Genomic DNA, 16,541 nt, shown 5'->3' on the forward strand with positions numbered 1-16,541 from the left:
CCGACTTCTGGAGCGCGCGGCCGCGCTGGCCGGGGACGCCGCCCGCGCCGAGGACCTGACCAAGGTCGCCGTCCGGGACGCCGCCGTCGGCGGGGACGCCTTCCGTGCGCGGGCGCTGGCCGGTGCCGTCCTGCGCGGCGCGGCGCCGGCGGCCGCACGGGCGGAGGTGCTGCACGTCCTGGGCCGGGTCGAGCAGGACACCGGCTCGGTGCCGGCCGCGGGCGACCTGCTGCGCGCGGCCGCCGACCTCGCCACCGGCCGCACCGCCGCCTGGGTGCTCACCGACCTCGCCGTCGTCCAGCACCGGCTCGGTGACGTGACGGGCATGCGGGCGACGGCGCGGCGGATCGCGGCCGCCGCGGACGCCGGCGACCCCCTGCAGCGGGTGCTCGCGGCGTGGGTCACCGGGATCGCCGCCCTGCACGCCGGCGACCCCGACCGCGGACGACGGCTCCTGCACCGGGCACTGGAGACCGCGGAGGGCGAGCCGGGGCTGCGCGCCGAGCCCCGGCTGCTGCCGCTGCTCGTCCTCGCGGTGGGCTGGCTGCCCGACCCGCCGGCCGCCGTCCCCGTGGTGGAGCGCCGCCTGCGCGAGGCCCGGGAGCTCGGGGCCCTGGGGGTGCTGGTCGCCGTCCTGTCGATGACCGCCCACGGCCGGGCGGAGCTGCTGGGCGACCACCCGGGCGCTTACGCCGACGCCGGCGAGGCGGTCGAGCTCGCCGAGGAGCTGGGCTACGTCGCCGACGCCGCGCCGGCCCTGGAGCTGCTGGCGGAGGAGGCCGCGGCGCGCGGGCGGCACGGGGAGGCGGCGGCGCACCTGGACCGCGCCCGGGCGCTGGTCGCCCGGGCCGGCACGGCCGCCGTCGCGGCGCACCTGACCCTCTCCGAGGCGTTCTGCGCGCTGTGCCGCGGCGACCTCGCCGCGGTGGCCCGGCTGCTGGAGGGGCGGCTGGCCGCCGACGGCGGGGTCGGCGCGCTGGGCGAGCCGCTGGGCGTGGCGCCGCTGCTGGTCGAGGCGTGGACGGGGCTGGGCCGGGCCGCCGAGGCCGCGGAGCTCGCCGGGGAGTACGAGCGGGTGTCGCGGTCGCCGCTGCCGCCGACCGCCGCGCTGGTGGCCCGCTGCCGGGCGCTGACCTGCCCGGACGACGACGCCGCGACGGCGCTGTTCGAGGGGGCGCTCGCCGCCCACGCGCTCGCGCCGGACCCCTTCGAGACCCCGCACACGCGGCTGCTGTTCGGAGCGAGACTGCGCCGCTCGGGTCAGCGGACGCGGGCGCGGGCGGAGCTCGCCGCGGCGGCCGACGCCTTCGCCGCGCTGGACCTCACGGCCTGGGCGCAGCGCGCCGAGGGCGAGCTGCGCGCCACCGGGCGGACCGCGCGCCCGCGCCGGCCGCTGCCCGAGGAGCCCCTCACCGCGCAGGAGACGCGGATCGCCGTCCTGGCGGCGCGGGGCGCCTCGAACGCGGAGGTCGCCGCGGCGCTGTTCCTCAGCCCGAAGACCGTCGAGCACCACCTGAGCAGCGTCTACCGCAAGCGCGGGCTGCGCTCGCGCGTCGGGCTGGCGGCGCTGTTCCCGCCCGCGGGCTGAGGGCGGGTCAGCCCGCCCGGTCGAGGCGGCCGGCCAGCCGGTCGACGAACCGGTCGACCGGGCGCGGCTGCTCGCCGGGCGGCAGGGGCTCGGCGGGGGTGAGCACCCACAGCACGGCGTAGAGCACCAGGCCGGCGCCGCCGGCGAGGGTCAGGGCGACGGCGGCGGCGCGCCACAGCACCGCGTCGACGCCGGTGTAGGCGGCCAGCCCGCCGCAGACGCCGCCGAGCATGCGCTCGGTGGAGCTGCGTCGCAGCGGCGGCCGGTTGCCGGTGTACGAGGTCGGGATCGTCATGGCACCAGGCTCCCGCCGCCGGGCCCCGCGGCACATCGGGGAAGGCCCGGAGAGCGCACCCGGACCCGACCCTGGTCAGCCCGCGGCGACCTTCGGGGCGACCTCGGTGCCCAGCAGCTCGATGCCGCGCAGCAGGTCCTCGTGGGCCAGCCGCGGGTTGGTCATCTGGATGGAGACCCGGTCCACCCCGCCGAGCTGGGCGGAGATCCGCAGCAGCTTCTCGGCCACGGTGTCGGGGTCGCCCGTGAAGAAGGCGCCGTCGGGCCCGCTGGTGGCGTCGAACTGGGCGCGGGTGGGCGCCCGGAAGCCGCGCTCGCGGGAGACCTTCGTGAACATCTCGTGCCAGCCGGGGTAGATCGTGTCCGCGGCGGCCCGGGTGCTGTCGGCGACGTAGCCGAACACGTGCAGGCCCACCTGCAGCTGCTCGGGGGCGTGCCCGGCCTGCGCGCCGGCCTGCCGGTAGAGGTCGACCAGCGGCGCGAACTGCCGGGGCTCGCCCCCGATGACCGCGACCATGAGCGGCAGGCCGAGGAGCCCGGCGCGGACGAACGACGTCGGGGTGCCGCCCACGCCCACCCAGATCGGCAGCGGGTCCTGCAGCGGGCGCGGGTAGACGCCCTGGCCGGTGAGCGCCGGACGGTGCCGGCCGGACCAGGTGACGTGCTCGGACTCGCGGATGCGCAGCAGCAGGTCCAGCTTCTCGTCGAACAGCTCGTCGTAGTCGGCCAGCGACAGGCCGAAGAGCGGGAACGCCTCGGTGAACGACCCGCGGCCGACGACCAGGTCGGTCCGCCCGCGGCTGATGAGGTCGAGGGTGGCGAACTGCTGGAACACCCGGACCGGGTCGGCGGCCGACAGCACCGCGACGGCGCTGCCCAGCCGGATCCGCTCGGTGCGGGCGGCGGCCGCGGCCAGGATGACCGGCGGCGCGGAGTCGTAGTACTCGGGGCGGTGGTGCTCCCCGATGCCGAAGGAGTACAGCCCGGACCGGTCGGCCAGCTCGATCTCCTCGAGCAGGTGGGCCATCCGCTCCTCGGGACCGATGAGCCGGCCCGTCCGCGGGTCGGTCACCGCCGCCACGAAGCTGTCGACGCCGAGGTGCACGGCGGTCCTCCTCCCGGGGCGGGCGCCCCTCTCGTCGAGCGGTCGGTCGTCAAGCGCTCAACGAGCAGTGAACCAGCCCCCCGGCGCGTGCCGCCCGACACAGGGGGTACCGCACGGCCCGTACCGCACACCCGAGTGATGGAGGGACCGTGTCGGAGTCAGACACCCAGGGTCAGGGCCTCGAGGAGACCGGGACCGGCGACGCCGCCAAGCGGATCGGCCAGGCGCCGACGGCGACCGACGTGGAGGACCCGGACCGGGCCTCGCGCAACACCGCGGCGGGCAGCGGGTCGGAGCCGGGCGAGGGCCCGGTGCAGCCCGCGGCCGACGAGGGCGTGGACCCGTCGGCGAGCATCGAACCGCACAACGAGGGGCAGGTCTAGCGGAGCCCGTGGACGACAGCGCCCCTCCGGCCTCGTGGCCGGAGGGGCGCTGTCGTGCACGGGTCTAGGCGGCGGTGGTCGCCCGGCCGTCGCGCGTGGCGCGGGGGCGGGGCGCCGCAGGGCGGTCCTCGGCGCCGGCGCGGAGGCCGGCGAGGTGCCAGGCGGTGCAGTCGGGGCAGCTGGCGATCCAGACGTGCCGGGGGTGGCGGAAGCAGGCGGCTCGGTCAGCCGGGGTGCTGGACATGGTGCGGGTACTCCCTGCCGCCGGTCTGACGGCGGCTCGTGACTCGTGGGACGGGTGGTGCAACACCCGGGAGGGGGTCCCCCATCCGGGCTGTGCGCGAGGACACCCTGCGTGCCCCGTACCTGCGCGTTCGGCGGAACGTGACGATCACGACCGCACTCTTTGGTGTCCAGCGTCTGCGACCCGGCCACGGGGAGTGCCGATCCTGGGCGCATGTCCGCTCGACTCGTCGCTGCCGGCACCGCCGCCGCGCAGCAGCCGTGGTCCCGGCCCGTTGCCCCGCCGGCGACCCAGGAGCAGCCCTGGTGGCGCTCGGCCGTCGTCTACCAGGTCTACCTGCGCTCGTTCGCCGACGGCAACGGGGACGGCATCGGCGACCTCGCCGGCCTGCGCGCCCGCCTGCCCTACCTGTCGTGGCTCGGCGTCGACGCGCTGTGGATCAACCCGCACTACCCCTCGGGCGGCGCCGACGGCGGCTACGACGTCGTCGACTACCGGGCGGTGGACCCCGAGTACGGCGACGTGTCCGACGTCGAGGCGCTGGTCGCCGACGCGCGCCGGCTGGGCCTGCGCGTCGTGCTCGACGTCGTCCCCAACCACACCTCCGACCGGCACCCCTGGTTCCAGGCGGCGCTGGCCGACCCCGACTGCCCCGAGGCCTCCCGCTACCACTTCGCGCCGCCGTCGGAGGAGCCGCCGAACAACTGGCGCTCGCTGTTCGGCGGGCCGGCCTGGTCGCGCACCCCGGACGGCCGCTGGTACCTGCACCTGTTCGCCCCCGAGCAGCCCGACCTCAACTGGCGCGACCCGGTCGTGGCCGAGGACTTCGAGCGGACCCTGCGCTTCTGGCTCGACCGCGGGGTGAGCGGCTTCCGCGTCGACGTCGCCTACGGGCTGTACAAGGACGCCGGCCTGCGCGACAACCCCGGCGAGTACTCCCCCACCCTGTTCGGCCACGGCCCCGAGCAGGCCATGACGTGGAACCAGCCCGAGGTGCACGACGTGTGGCGCCGCTGGCGGGCGGTCTGCGACGAGTACCCGGACACCATGCTGGTCGGTGAGGTCTGCCTGGCCGACCTCGACGAGGTCGCCCTCTACTCGCGGCCCGACGAGCTGCACCAGTCGCTGTCGTTCCGGCTGCTGAAGTCGGCGTGGGACACCCCGGCCTTCGCCGAGGCGATCGGCAGCGCGCTCGAGGCCTTCGGGCGGGTGGGCGCGCCGGTGTCGTGGGTCCTCGGCAACCACGACAAGGACCGCATGGTCACCCGCTTCGGCGGCGGCGGGACGGGCCTGGCCCGGGCGCGCGCCGCGGCGCTGCTGCTGCTGTCCCTGCCCGGCTCGGCCTACGTCTACGCCGGCGACGAGCTCGGCCTGCCGCAGGCGCACGTCCCCGACGAGGCCAAGCAGGACCCGATCTTCTTCCGCAGCGGCGGCGAGCGCGCCGGCCGCGACGGCTGCCGCGTCCCGATGCCGTGGAACGCCACCACCGGCGTCGGCTTCTCCCGCGACCGCTCCGCGAAGCCGTGGCTGCCGGTGCCCGCGGAGTGGAAGCGGCACGCCGTCTCCCGGCAGACCCGCGAGTCCGGCTCGGTGCTGCACCTCTACCGGCAGGCGCTGGCCGTCCGCGCCGAGCACCCGGCGCTGGGCACCGGCGAGGCCACCGTGAGCACCCGCGGCCACGTCCTCACCGTGCGCTGCACCGGCGGCGGGCGCACCGTCCGCTGCGTGGTCAACATGGGCGCCGACACCGCGCTGGTCCGCTCGCGCGGCCGGGTGCTGCTCGAGTCCGGTCCGGGCGTGCACACGTCCGCCCGGTCGGTGGCGCTGCCGCCGGACACGGCCGTCTGGATCGCTGAGGACTGAGGGCGTGAGCCCGGAGCGCTGCCCCTGCGGCACCGGCCTGGCCTACGCGGAGTGCTGCGGCCGCCTCCACGACGGGACGGCGGCCGCGGCCACCGCCGAGCAGCTGATGCGCTCGCGCTACAGCGCCTTCGCCGTCGGGGACGCCGCCCACCTGCAGGAGACGTGGGACCCGGCCACCCGGCCGCGGTCGCTGACCCTGGACCCGGCGGTGCGCTGGACCGGGCTGGAGGTGCTGGCCACCACCGGCGGCGGCCTGTTCGACGCCGAGGGCACGGTGACCTTCCGCGCGCACTCGCGCGCCGGCGGGCGGGAGCACGTGCAGGCCGAGCACAGCCGGTTCCGCCGCGTCGGCGGCCGCTGGCTCTACGTGGACGGCGACCCCGCCTGAGACCCCGGCAACCAGCGGTCCAGCCAGCCGAGGGTGCGGTCGACGACCTGCTCCAGCGCGCCGGGCTCGGGGAACAGGTGTGTCGCCCCGGGGACGACGGCCAGCCCGGACGGCCCGCCCAGCCGCGCGGCGGCGTCCCGGTTGAGCGCGAGCACCCGCTCGTCGGCACCGCCGACGACGAGCAGCGTCGGCGCCCGCACCCGGGCCAGCGCCGCCCCGGCCAGGTCCGGCCGGCCGCCGCGCGACACCACCGCTCCCACCCGGCCGGGCCGGTCGGCGGCGGTGAGGAGGGCCGCGGCCGCCCCCGTGCTCGCGCCGAACAGGGCCAGGGGCAGGCCGGCGGTCGCCTCCGCGCGGTCGAGCAGGTCGGCGGCCGCGGTCAGTCGGCCGGCCAGCAGCCCGACGTCGAAGCGCAGCTCGCGGGTGCGGGTGTCGACCTCCTCCTCCGCGGGCGTGAGCAGGTCCAGCAGCAGGGTGGCCCACCCCGCCCGCTGCAGCGCGGCGGCCACCTGCCGGTTGCGCGGGCTGTGCCGGCTGCTGCCGCTGCCGTGGGCGAACAGCACCACGCCCCGGGCGGCGGGCGGCACGGCGAGGTCACCGGCCAGCGCCGCCCCGGGTGCCGGCACCTCGACGGGGACCTCACCGGGCACCCCAGCAGGCATGGCCGTCCCTCCCCGGACGCTCGGCTCCCGGGTACCCGGCGGGGACCGGGCCGACGCGCGGGTCCCGGCCGGGTGTGGCGGGGAGCGGGCCGGTGTGGTGGTCTGCCGCGGTGCCCCCGCCCGCTGCCGACGTCGTCGTCGCCGGGGCCGGGCCGGCCGGGCTGTCGGCGGCCGCCGCCTGCGCCGCCGCGGGGCTGCGGACGGTGCTGGTGGCCCCGGCGGCCCGCCCGTGGCCGGCCACCTACTGCCTGTGGGCCGACGAGCTGGCGGCCGCGGCCGCCCCGCTCGGGCTCGACCCGGCCGCCGTCGCGGCCGGGTACTCCCCCACCGTCGTGCGCACCGCGGCCGGCGGCGAGCGGCGGCTGGCCCGCGGCTACGCGCGGCTGCGCAACGACGTCGTCACCGCCGCCCTGCTCGACCGGCTGCGCGCCGGCGGCGGCGAGGTGGTGACCGGCCGGGTGGCGGCGGTGGAGGCCGGGGAGGCCGGAGCCGGGGAGGCCGGAGCCGGGGAGGTCGCCGTCCTCGCCGACGGGCGCCGGCTGGCCGCCCGCACGGTCCTCGACGCGCGCGGCGGCGGCCCGGGGACGGCACAGCAGCGCGCCTGGGGCGAGGTGGTGAGCGGCCCCGTGGACGACGTCGTCCCGCCCGGCGGGGCGCTGCTCATGGACTGGACGGCCCTGGCCGACCCCGCCGCGCTGCCGGCGTTCCTCTACGGCCTGACCCTCGACGACGGCACCGTGCTGCTGGAGGCGACCTCGCTGGCCGCCCGCCCGCCGGTGCCACTGCCGGACCTGCGGGCGCGGCTGGACCGGTTCCTCGCCGCCCGCGGCCTGCGCCCGGCCGGCGAGCCCGAGCGGGTGGCGATCCCCCTGGACGCCCGGCCGCGGGCCGCCGGCCCGGGGATCCCGCTCGGCGCGTCCGCGGGGCTGGTGCACCCGGCCACCGGCTACAGCGTCGCGTCCTCGCTGCGGCTGGGCCCGCGGGTGGCGGCCGCGCTCGCGGCCGGCGGGGACGCGCGCGCGGTGGTGCGGCGGGCCCGGCCCCGGACGACGGCCGCGCTGCTGGGCCTGGGCCTGGAGGTGCTGCTGCCGCTGGACACCCGCGCCACCGACGCCTTCTTCGCCGCGTTCTTCGCGCTGCCCGAGCGGGCCTGGGCGGGCTACCTGGACGTCGGCTCGCCGCCGGCCGCCATCGCCGCGGCGATGGCCCGGGTGTTCGCCGCGCTGCCCGGGCCGCAGCGGGTGCGGCTGCTGCGCGGGGTGGCCGCCGGCTCGGCCCGCGGTCTCAGGCGGGGGTGGGTGGCGGCGTCGGGTCGATGACGGCGGCGTGCTCGGGCAGCACGCCGGTGCGCCGCCGCTGGCGCAGCAGGTACCACGCCAGGCCGACGGCGACGATCGCCCCGATGAACACCGGCGCGGCCCACTGCAGGTACCAGTGCGGCTCGCCGGTGGCGTTGTAGACCTCCCGCCGCGGCCAGGCCAGGTTGACCGCCATCCCGGCGCCCCACAGCACCGCGAGCACGTTGACCGGCAGGCCGAGGCGGCCCAGGGAGAACCGGCCCGGCGCCGGCCGGGGCCAGCGCCCGCGCAGCCGGGCGACCAGCATGGGGCCGGTCACCAGCAGGTAGGCCAGGTAGATCATCACCACGGCGATGCTGGTGAGCGCGGTGAACACCTGCGGCTGGCGCACGTTGAGCAGCAGCACGCCGACGGCGAGCAGGCCGACCAGGACCGCGGGCACCACGGGCGTGCGCCGCCGCGGGTCGACGTGCGCGAGCCGGGCGGAGGCCGGCAGCGCGTTGTCGCGGGCCATGGCGAAGGTCATCCGGATGGCCGCGGTGTGCACCGCGAGGCAGCAGACGGTGACCGCGACGACGATGCAGACGAGGAACGCCTTCCCGAGGCCGGTGCCGGCCACCGACAGCAGGACGTACTGCAGCCCCCCGCTGCTGGAGGCCAGCTGCGGGTCGGTGAGGTCGGGGGCGGCCATCAGCCCGAACAGCAGGATCAGCCCGCCGAGCACGAAGGACGCGGTGATCGCCCGCAGGATCGCCCGCGGCGCGGTGCGGCCCGGGTCGACCGTCTCCTCGCCGAGCGAGCTGGCGGTGTCGAAGCCGTACATGACGTAGCCCGACGCGAGCGCCGCGACGAGGAACGCGCCGAGGTAGCCCAGCGACTGGCCCTCGCCCCGGCCGCCGGTGTCGAACAGCACGTCCTGCGGCCCGCGGGTGAGCGCGACGGCCAGGACGACGACGATCAGCACCGCGGCCACCAGCTCGATGAACACCCCGGCGCTGTTGATGCGGGCCATCAGCCGCACGCCGAACGCGTTGACCAGCGTGGTGAACGTGATCAGCAGGCCGCCCAGCACGACGGCGTTGACGGCGACGTCGTAGGTGCCGGTGCCGTCGCCGACCAGCTGGAAGCCCGACCACAGCTGGGGCAGCGTGATCTGGTAGGCCAGCGCGGTCGCGGCGAGGGTCACGACCGAGGCGGTGAGCATCACCCAGCCGGCCAGCCACGACGTCGTCGCGCTGCCGAGGCGCTTGGTCCAGTTGTAGAGCGACCCGGCCACCGGGTAGCGGGCGGCGAGCTCGGCGAAGCACAGCGCCACCATGAGCTGCCCGGCGAACACCATCGGCCACGACCACACGTAGGCCGGGCCGCCGGCGCCGAAACCGAAGTAGAAGAGCTGGAACGTCCCGGTGAGGATCGAGATGTAGCTGACGCCGGCGGCGAAGCTGGAGAACCGGCCGATGCTGCGGTCCAGGTGCTGCCGGTAGCCGAACTCCGCGAGCTGGGGTTCGCCGTCGTCGGTGGGGCGCACGGGGGGCCTTCCGGGTGGGAGGTGCGGGCGGGCGGCCCCACTGTGGCCGACGGCGGGGTCCCCGGCGACCCGGGAGGTCATCCGCCGAAGGTGAGCACCTCCGCGACCGGCCGGCGGTTGGTGGACGGGCTGCGGTCCCCGGACGGGTACCCCAGCCGCATCAGCATCTGCGGGTGGCCGACCAGCGACAGCCGCGAGCGCAGCTGCGCGCGGGTGGCCGGCCAGTCCAGCGCCTGGGTCAGCGGGGAGGCCGCGAGCCCGGCCGCGGTCACCTCGAGCAGCACCCGGCCGAGCGCCCGCCCGGCGGTGAGCCAGGCCTGCCGGTCGTCGCCGTCGGTGCCCAGGAGCAGCACGGTGGGGCGCTCGACGTCCGGCGGCGGCGCGTCGGGGTCGAGGTCGCGGGGCCGCTCACCGGTGCGCGAGCCCACCACGAAGTCGCGGACCAGCCAGTTCGACGGCCGGGTCGCCGGGTCCTCCCCCGGCACCGCCCCGACCGGGATGCCGTCGGGTGCGGCCGGGTCGGTGCGCATCCACCGCTGCAGCTCGGCGAGGTACTCGGGCTCGCGCTGCTCGACCTCCTCGGCGCGGGACAGCAGGAAGGTCGTGGTGACCTCCTCGTCCTCCCCGCTGATCCGCTTCACCCAGACGCGGAACCCCCCTGCGGTGGCCTGCAGCCGGTCGACGACCTCGGCCGGGACGGCCTGCGGCAGGAACGGCGCCCGCTCGGTGTGCCGGGCGCCGATGGCGTCGGCCAGGGCCCGGTCGGCGTCGTCCGGGGTGCGGCCGCCGGTGACGGTAAGGACCGCCAGCAGGTCGGGGTCGGCCGGGTCGGGCAGCTCCTCGACGGCGGTGTCGTGCCCGGCGGCCGCGAGCGCGACGACGGCGAACTCGACGGCGACGCCGCAGCTGACCACCCGCTGCCGGCCGCTGGGGTCGAGGGCCTGCAGCGCCCGACCGGGATCGGTGCGGACCGCCAGCCGGTCGCCGGACGCGGTGAACCGCCACGGCTGCGTGTTGTGGATCGACGGGGCCCGGGTGGCGGCCTCCACCACACGCGTCCACTCCTGCTGGTCCACCGTCGTCCTCCCGTCGTCCGTGCGTCCCGTGCAGGACCTGCCTACCCCGTCCCCGCAGGTCACACCGCGCCAACCGCGGGAGCCCGCCGGAGCCGCCCGGCGAGGAGGACGACGACGCCGCGGCCGGTGACCGCCGCCCTCGTCAGGGCCATCGCGAGGCCGCCGAGGACGCCGATCGCGGCGACCGGCACCGGGGCCTGCCCCGGCCGCCACAGCGGCGTGGTGACGGCGGTGAACACGAGCAGGCCGGCGAGCCAGGCCAGCGCGGTGCAGGCGATCCAGCGGCCGGCGCGGGGCACGTGCCGGCGCAGCACCGTCCACTGGGCGGCGCCGACGACGGTGAGCAGCAGCGCCGCCGCGAGCAGCGCCAGGGGCACCCGCACGGCGAGCGGCCCGCCGGGGACCGCGGCGGCCCAGGTGCTCGGCGCCATCCCGAGGGACCACGCCACGACGGCGGCCGCGGCGGTGCGCAGCGTCCAGTCGCGCCGGGACAGGCCGGGCAGCACGCCGGCGAGCACGGCGGCCTGCGCCGCGCCGAGCAGCGCGCCCTCGGCGGCTCCGGCGGCCAGGAGCACCACGAGGGCGGCCGGGCCGGGCAGGTCGCCGGCGCCCAGCAGCACCGCCGTCACCGGCACCAGGAACCCGAGCGCCTCGCCGGCGGTGACGGCGAGCAGCCAGCGCCGCCACAGCGCGGTCGGGGTGGTCACCGGGGCAGCGTGCCGAGCGGACGCGCGCGTTCCGTAGGGCCGGAGGTCCCGGCCGCCGCTACCCTCCCGGCCGGTGAGCGCCCCTCCGTCCGACCCCGGCCCCGTGGCGGCGCTGCTGCGCCGCTGGCGGACGGCGGCCGCCCTCACCCAGGAGGAGCTCGCCGCCCGGTCGGGGCTCACCGCCAAGGCGGTCAGCGCCCTGGAGCGGGGCGAGCGGCGCCGCCCCCACCCGCACACCGTGCGCGCGCTCGCCGACGCCCTCGGCGTCGACGCCGCCGTCCGCACCGCCCTGACCGCCGCCGCCCTCGCGGCCGGCGGCGGGGCCGCGGCGGACTCCCTCCCGCCGCCCGCGGCGCCGGTGTTCGGCCGCGAGGGCGACGTCGCCGAGGTCGCCGGGCTGCTGCGGTCGGGCACCGCCCGGCTGGTCACGCTCACCGGGCCCGGCGGGGTGGGCAAGACGACGCTGGCGCTGGCGGTGGCCCGGGAGGTGGCGGCCGCGTTCCCCGACGGGGTGACGGTCGTCGAGCTCGCCCCGGTGCGCGAGGCGCGGCTGGTGCTGCCCACGCTGGCCCGCGCGCTCGGCGGCCGTCAGCTGGCCGGGCCGGTCGCTGACGCGGTGGCCGCCCGGATCGGGGACCGGCGCCACCTCGTCGTCCTCGACAACGTCGAGCACGTGCTCGACGCCGCGCCGGAGGTCGCCGGCCTGCTCGGGCGCTGCCCTGGCCTGGCGGTGCTGGCCACCAGCCGGGCGCCGCTGCGGGTGCGGGCGGAGCGGGAGCGCCCGCTCGCCCCCCTCCCGCTGCCGGCGGGCACCGGCGCGGCGGCCGTGGCCGCCTCCCCCGCCGCCCAGGTGTTCCTCGACCGGGCAGCGGCCGCCGGGCGCCCGGTCGTCCTCACCGGCGCCACGGCCGCCGACGTCGCCGCGATCTGCCGGCGCCTCGACGGGCTGCCCCTGGCCCTGGAGCTGGCCGCCGCGCACGCGCGCTACCTGCCGCCGGCCGCGCTGCTCGGTCGGCTGGACGAGGCACTCGGGTCCGGCGGCGCCCGGGACCTGCCCGAGCGGCAGCGCACGATGCGGGCCGCGCTGGACTGGAGCCACGACCTGCTGACCGCCGCCGAGCAGCAGCTCCTGCGCCGGCTGGCGGTGCTCGCCGGCGGTTTCTCCCTCGACGCCGCGCAGGCGGTGGCCGGCGTCCCCGACGTGCTGCCCGCCCTGGGCGGCCTGGTCGAGCAGTCCCTCGTCGTCGCCGAGGACGGGCCCGAGGCCCGCTACCGGCTGCTGGAGCCGGTGCGGCAGTACGCCGCCGCACGGCTGGCCGACGCCGGGGAGACCGAGCCGGCCGCCGACCGCGCGACGGCCGCCGTCGTCGACCTCGCCGCCGGCGCGGAGGCCGGGCTGACCGGGCCCGAGCAGGGCGCCTGGCTGGACCGGCTGGAGCGCGACCACGGCAACCTGAGCGCGGCGCTCGGCCGGCTGGTGGCCGCCGGGCGGTCCGCCGACGCCGCCCGGCTCCTGCGGGCGACCTGGCTGTACTGGGCGGTGCGCGGCGACGTCGCCGAGGGCCTGGGCTGGGTCGCCCGGGTCGACCGCACCGGTCTGGACCCGGTCGACGACGCCCGGCTGCTGCTCGGACTCGCCGCGCTGCGCCACGCGGCCGGTGACGTCCCCGGCACGGCGGAGGCGGCGGCCGGGGCGGCGGAGGCCGCCGCGGCCGCCGGCGGCGACGGCCCGCGCGCCCTGGCGCTGGTGCTCACCGGCTCGGCCGCGGTGTTCCGCGGCGACCTCGCCGCCGCCGGGCGCGACCTGGCCGAGGCGCTGCGGCTGGCCGGGGAGACCGGGGAGGCGTGGGCGCGGGTGCACGCCGTCGTCGCGCAGGGGCAGCTGCTGCTCCAGGCGGGCGACCTCGCCGCCGGGACGGCGACGCTGGCCGACGCCGAGCGGCTGGCCCGCGGGCTCGGCAGCCCGTTCAGCCTGGCGACGCTGCTCAACGTGCAGGCCTCCCTGGCCGCGCTCGCCGGCGACGAGGACGGCGCCCTCGACCGGTGGGCGGAGGCGGCCGACCTCGCCGCGGAGGTCCGCACCTCGTGGACGCTGGCCTACACGCTGCCCGGGCTGGCCGCCGTCGCCGCCTCCCGCGGGCTGCCCGAGCTCGCGGCGCAGCTGTTCGCGGCGGGGTCGGCGACGGCGGAGGCGGCGGCGGTGGCGGTGGCGTTCCCGCCCGACGTCGCGCTGGCCGCCCAGGAGCTGCCGGCGGTGCGGGCGGCGCTCGGCGAGGAGGCGTTCGCCCGGGCCTGGGACGCCGGCCGGCTGCTGCGCCCGGAGGACGTCCCGGCCCTGGTGGGGGCGATCAGGCGGGCCCGCGGACCGCGCTGACGTAGCGGCGGTACCGGCGCGCGAAGACCGTGCGCAGCAGCACCCGGACCGGGAACGGGACGACCTGCAGCATCATCGCCCGCTCGTCGGGGTCGCACTCCTCCAGCAGCGCGCCGAACAGCAGCGGCAGGTCCCGCACCGACATCTCGCCCTTGCCGTGCTCGCCGAGCTGCGCCCACTCCGCCTGCGTGACGTGCCGCTGCGCCAGCGGCAGGATCTCGCGCTCCTCCTCGGCCAGGTGCCCGGCCAGGACGGCGCCCAGCGCCTCGACGGTGGACGCCACCTCCTCGGCCACCGCCGGCCGGGCCTCCACCTCCCAGCGGTCCAGCGCCGGGCCGAGGGCGCCGATCAGCCGCTCCACCTCGGAGTGCTGGGCCTCCATGCGGTGGACGACGGCGGCGTCGGGCGGACAGCGCTCGAGCAGCCTCGGCCACAGCAGGTCGTCCTCGGCGGTGTGGTGCAGGTGGAGGCCGAGCAGCACCATCCGGGCGTGCCGGGCGAGGACGGCGGCGCGGGCGGTGTCGCCCGGCTCGACGGCGCGCACGAGCCCGGGGAGCAGGCCGAACTCGCGACGGAAGGCGCGGTGGACGACGTACATGTCGCGGACGTCGGCCATCGGGACGGCGGTGCGGCCGGGTGCGGTGGAGGCGGTGTTCGTCATGACGGCGAGCCTGTCGGCGCCGCCGCGCGCGTCCCACCCACAGCGCCCCCACACCACTCCCACGGTCCGGACCGGTGGACCCGGGCGGCCCGTTCCCGTCCCCGGTGGGACGCCGCGGTCCGGCGCTGCCCGGCCGGCGCGGGGTCAGCTCTCGGAGGCGTGGTGGTGGAACCGCCGCCACGGGTGCCGGCGGGCCGTCGGGGGCTCGGGGTGCGGCGCGGCGCCCGGCGGCGGACCGGCGGGCTCCGCGGCCGCGCCGGCGGCGGAGGGCCGGCGCGGGGTGGGCGGCCGGGTGCTGTCGGCCAGCCGCTCGCGGCTGAGCTGGTGCTGCAGGCCGAGCGGGTCGCAGCGGTGGCCGCGCGCGGCGACGTCGTGCTGCGCCTCCCACTGCGCGATGAGCTTCTCCTCGAGCGACATCTCGCGGCGCTCCGGCGCCGACGGGTCCATGGCTCCCCCTCTCCACCCCCGGGGCCGTCCCGGGGGACGCACGTCGTCAGGGCCGCGCGGCGGCGGACCCCACGGCCTCGGCCCGGCCGGGGCGCACCGCGTCGGGCCGCACGACGGTCACCGGGCAGGGCGCCGCGCGCAGCACCGAGGACGCCACCGAGCCGAGCAGCCGCCCGCGGGCGCCGCCCCTCCCCCGCGCGCCGAGCACCACCAGCTCCGCGCCCTCGGCCGCGGCCAGCAGCGCGTCGACCGGCGCCCGGTGCACCGCGCGGCAGGTCACCGCGACGGCGGAGGGCACGCCGGCCGCGGCGACGTCGTCGGCGAGCGCCTGCTCCACCGCCCGCTCCCAGTCGGCCAGCGGCGGCACGTAGGCCGGCTCCCAGGTGTCCGGGCGGGGTGCGGTCGGCACGCTCCACGCGCGCACCGCGGTCAGCGGCATGCCGGTGCGGGCGGCCATCCGGCCCGCCCAGGCGAGGGCGGCCCGGGCGCACGCCGAGCCGTCCACACCGACGACGACGCCGCCGGGCACGGCTCCCGAGGTCACGGCACAGACCCCCTCCACGCCGGTCACCAGGAACCGGCGCGCACCCATGACACGCCGCACCGCGGCCGGGCGGCAGGGTCGGAGGTCCCGGCCGGAGGTCCCGGCCGGAGGTCCCGGCCGGAGGTCCCGGTCGGCGGCCGGCCCCGGACCTCCCGAGGTCAGACCTCCTCGGTCTCCAGGTCCCCCGCCGCGCGCTGCGCCCAGCCCACCACGACGACCGTCACGACCAGCGCGGCCAGGGCGCCGACGACCACGGACGCCGGGAGCTCCAGCAGCGCGTCGAGCAGGGCGACGGCCGCGGCGAGCAGCGGCCACCACCAGCCGCGCCGGGCCTTCCCCGTCATCGCCGAGGCGGTGACGCTCGCGGCGACCAGGTAGACCGCCACCCCGCCGGCCACCAGCGACCGGGTCCCCGCCGGCACCTCGCCGGCGGCGGCCTCCACGACCGCGAGCTCGAGACCCGCGCCGACCGTGGCCAGCGCGAGCGTCAGGGGCAGGTGCCCGAAGACGTACGCGTCGTGGGCGTGGGCGCCGTTGTGCTCCCCCGCCTCGCCCAGCAGCCGCTTGGCGCGGGCGCCGGCGAGGTCGAAGTAGCTCCACCACAGCGCCGCGGCGAGGACGAAGGCCAGCACCGCCACCGGCAGCGCCGAGCCCGACCAGCCGGCGTCGTACAGGCCGTGCGCGACCGCGGCGACCGGCTCGCCGAGCACGAGGATGACGAACAGCGCGAACCGCTCGGGCAGGTGCTCGACGTGCAGCGGCAGGTCGGCCGAGGACCGCGTCGCCAGCAGCGGGACCAGCGCCTCGGCCAGCACCGCGGCGGCCCACAGGGCGAACGCGGCCGGGCGGGGCACCGCGAGCGACACCGCCCAGAGCGCCGCGCCCGCGGCGGTCCCGGCCAGGTAGAGCCGGGTGATCGGCCGCGCGTCCGGCACGTGCCGGTGGGCGCGGTGGTACTGCAGGAGCAGCATCGCGCGCAGCAGGAGCTGGCAGACGACGAAGACGGCGAACCGCTCGCCGGTCGCCTCCGACGCCGAGGCCGCCAGCCCGACGACGGCGGCCATGCTCCCGAGCTTGTACAGGCGGTAGACGACGTCGTCGTGGTCGAAGCGGTTGGCGTAGAGGGTCGAGCTGACCCAGGACCACCAGACGGTCGTGAACAGGCCGGCGAAGACGAGGAACCCGTGCAGGGTCACGTCCTCGCGCAGCGCGATCGCGAGCTCGGCGACGACCAGGACGAAGGCCAGGTCGAAGAACAGCTCCAGCCGCGAGGCGGACCGGTCGTCGTCCGTGCGCAGCGACGGCGGCCGGACGGCGTCCCGGCCGGTGAGGGCGCCGAGCAGCCTGCGGGCCGGTGCCTGGTCGGGCACGTGTCCCCC

General features: G+C 78.5%; 16 protein-coding genes. 6 read left to right on the forward strand and 10 right to left on the reverse strand.

All coding sequences use genetic code 11. The features are described from left to right. Window positions 1-1,588, forward strand: a 1,588-nt coding sequence (locus tag ACFO3M_RS19980) for a LuxR C-terminal-related transcriptional regulator (RefSeq protein WP_387993051.1), incomplete at its 5' end; no start/stop codon positions are given. A 7-nt stretch (window positions 1,589-1,595) separates the two neighbouring features. Here ACFO3M_RS19980 and ACFO3M_RS19985 read toward each other — a convergent pair. After that, window positions 1,596-1,883 carry a PspC domain-containing protein gene (locus ACFO3M_RS19985; RefSeq protein WP_387993053.1) on the reverse strand — a complete coding sequence of 96 codons (288 nt, stop codon included), beginning with the start codon at window positions 1,881-1,883 and terminating at the stop codon, window positions 1,596-1,598. Window positions 1,884-1,958: 75 nt separating this feature from the next. Further along, window positions 1,959-2,987, reverse strand: a complete 1,029-nt coding sequence (locus tag ACFO3M_RS19990) for an LLM class flavin-dependent oxidoreductase (RefSeq protein WP_387993055.1) — start codon at window positions 2,985-2,987, stop codon at window positions 1,959-1,961. A 149-nt stretch (window positions 2,988-3,136) separates the two neighbouring features. Here ACFO3M_RS19990 and ACFO3M_RS19995 point away from each other — a divergent pair, with 149 nt between their 5' ends. From ACFO3M_RS19995 to ACFO3M_RS20005, 3 genes are all read left to right on the forward strand, one after another. Beyond that, on the forward strand, window positions 3,137-3,370 hold the full coding sequence (locus ACFO3M_RS19995; protein ID WP_387993057.1) for a hypothetical protein: 234 nt from the start codon (window positions 3,137-3,139) through the stop codon (window positions 3,368-3,370). 457 nt (window positions 3,371-3,827) lie between these two features. Beyond that, the gene (locus ACFO3M_RS20000) at window positions 3,828-5,477 is read left to right on the forward strand and encodes a glycoside hydrolase family 13 protein (RefSeq protein WP_387993060.1); all 1,650 of its coding nucleotides are present in this window, start codon (window positions 3,828-3,830) and stop codon (window positions 5,475-5,477) included. A 4-nt stretch (window positions 5,478-5,481) separates the two neighbouring features. Beyond that, window positions 5,482-5,865, forward strand: a complete 384-nt coding sequence (locus ACFO3M_RS20005; protein ID WP_387993062.1) for a YchJ family protein — start codon at window positions 5,482-5,484, stop codon at window positions 5,863-5,865. Here ACFO3M_RS20005 and ACFO3M_RS20010 read toward each other — a convergent pair. Further along, window positions 5,841-6,527, reverse strand: a complete 687-nt coding sequence (locus ACFO3M_RS20010) for a dienelactone hydrolase family protein (protein ID WP_387993065.1) — start codon at window positions 6,525-6,527, stop codon at window positions 5,841-5,843. The genes ACFO3M_RS20005 and ACFO3M_RS20010 overlap by 25 nt on opposite strands. A gap of 110 nt (window positions 6,528-6,637) precedes the next feature. Between ACFO3M_RS20010 and ACFO3M_RS20015 the strand changes: the two genes are divergently transcribed. After that, window positions 6,638-7,846, forward strand: coding sequence for a lycopene cyclase family protein (locus ACFO3M_RS20015; RefSeq protein ID WP_387993067.1), 1,209 nt, complete (start codon window positions 6,638-6,640; stop codon window positions 7,844-7,846). On the opposite strand, the gene ACFO3M_RS20020 is transcribed toward ACFO3M_RS20015, so the two are convergent. The 3 genes from ACFO3M_RS20020 to ACFO3M_RS20030 form a co-directional block, all read right to left on the reverse strand. After that, a complete protein-coding gene (locus ACFO3M_RS20020) occupies window positions 7,812-9,353 on the reverse strand; it encodes an APC family permease (RefSeq protein WP_387993069.1) in 1,542 nt (513 codons plus the stop codon). The two genes, ACFO3M_RS20015 and ACFO3M_RS20020, sit on opposite strands and share 35 nt — an antisense overlap. A gap of 77 nt (window positions 9,354-9,430) precedes the next feature. Then, window positions 9,431-10,429, reverse strand: a complete 999-nt coding sequence (locus ACFO3M_RS20025) for an Acg family FMN-binding oxidoreductase (RefSeq protein ID WP_387993072.1) — start codon at window positions 10,427-10,429, stop codon at window positions 9,431-9,433. 59 nt (window positions 10,430-10,488) lie between these two features. Next, on the reverse strand, window positions 10,489-11,136 hold the full coding sequence (locus tag ACFO3M_RS20030) for a hypothetical protein (protein ID WP_387993074.1): 648 nt from the start codon (window positions 11,134-11,136) through the stop codon (window positions 10,489-10,491). Between the two features lie 73 nt (window positions 11,137-11,209). Here ACFO3M_RS20030 and ACFO3M_RS20035 point away from each other — a divergent pair, with 73 nt between their 5' ends. Next, on the forward strand, window positions 11,210-13,510 hold the full coding sequence (locus ACFO3M_RS20035; protein WP_387993077.1) for an ATP-binding protein: 2,301 nt from the start codon (window positions 11,210-11,212) through the stop codon (window positions 13,508-13,510). On the opposite strand, the gene ACFO3M_RS20040 is transcribed toward ACFO3M_RS20035, so the two are convergent. From ACFO3M_RS20040 to ACFO3M_RS20055, 4 genes are all read right to left on the reverse strand, one after another. Beyond that, a complete protein-coding gene (locus ACFO3M_RS20040; RefSeq protein ID WP_387993080.1) occupies window positions 13,485-14,171 on the reverse strand; it encodes a hemerythrin domain-containing protein in 687 nt (228 codons plus the stop codon). The genes ACFO3M_RS20035 and ACFO3M_RS20040 overlap by 26 nt on opposite strands. Window positions 14,172-14,315: 144 nt before the next feature. Next, window positions 14,316-14,618 carry a hypothetical protein gene (locus ACFO3M_RS20045; RefSeq protein WP_387993083.1) on the reverse strand — a complete coding sequence of 101 codons (303 nt, stop codon included), beginning with the start codon at window positions 14,616-14,618 and terminating at the stop codon, window positions 14,316-14,318. A 46-nt stretch (window positions 14,619-14,664) separates the two neighbouring features. After that, a complete protein-coding gene (locus ACFO3M_RS20050; RefSeq protein WP_387993086.1) occupies window positions 14,665-15,162 on the reverse strand; it encodes a universal stress protein in 498 nt (165 codons plus the stop codon). A 158-nt stretch (window positions 15,163-15,320) separates the two neighbouring features. Further along, the gene (locus ACFO3M_RS20055; protein ID WP_387993089.1) at window positions 15,321-16,532 is read right to left on the reverse strand and encodes a low temperature requirement protein A; all 1,212 of its coding nucleotides are present in this window, start codon (window positions 16,530-16,532) and stop codon (window positions 15,321-15,323) included. Between the last annotated feature and the right edge of the window lie 9 nt (window positions 16,533-16,541).

Origin of the sequence: Geodermatophilus arenarius, assembly GCF_042654585.1 — a bacterium.
GTDB classification, from domain to species: domain Bacteria; phylum Actinomycetota; class Actinomycetes; order Mycobacteriales; family Geodermatophilaceae; genus Geodermatophilus; species Geodermatophilus arenarius.

Excerpts from the sequence above, each read along its gene's own strand:
- ACFO3M_RS20045 (WP_387993083.1), bottom strand. The coding sequence starts at position 14,618 with ATGGACCCGTCGGCGCCGGAGCGCCGCGAGATGTCGCTCGAGGAGAAG.
- ACFO3M_RS20040 (WP_387993080.1), bottom strand. The coding sequence starts at position 14,171 with ATGACGAACACCGCCTCCACCGCACCCGGCCGCACCGCCGTCCCGATG.
- ACFO3M_RS20010 (WP_387993065.1), bottom strand. The coding sequence starts at position 6,527 with ATGCCTGCTGGGGTGCCCGGTGAGGTCCCCGTCGAGGTGCCGGCACCC.
- ACFO3M_RS20000 (WP_387993060.1), top strand. The coding sequence starts at position 3,828 with ATGTCCGCTCGACTCGTCGCTGCCGGCACCGCCGCCGCGCAGCAGCCG.
- ACFO3M_RS19985 (WP_387993053.1), bottom strand. The coding sequence starts at position 1,883 with ATGACGATCCCGACCTCGTACACCGGCAACCGGCCGCCGCTGCGACGC.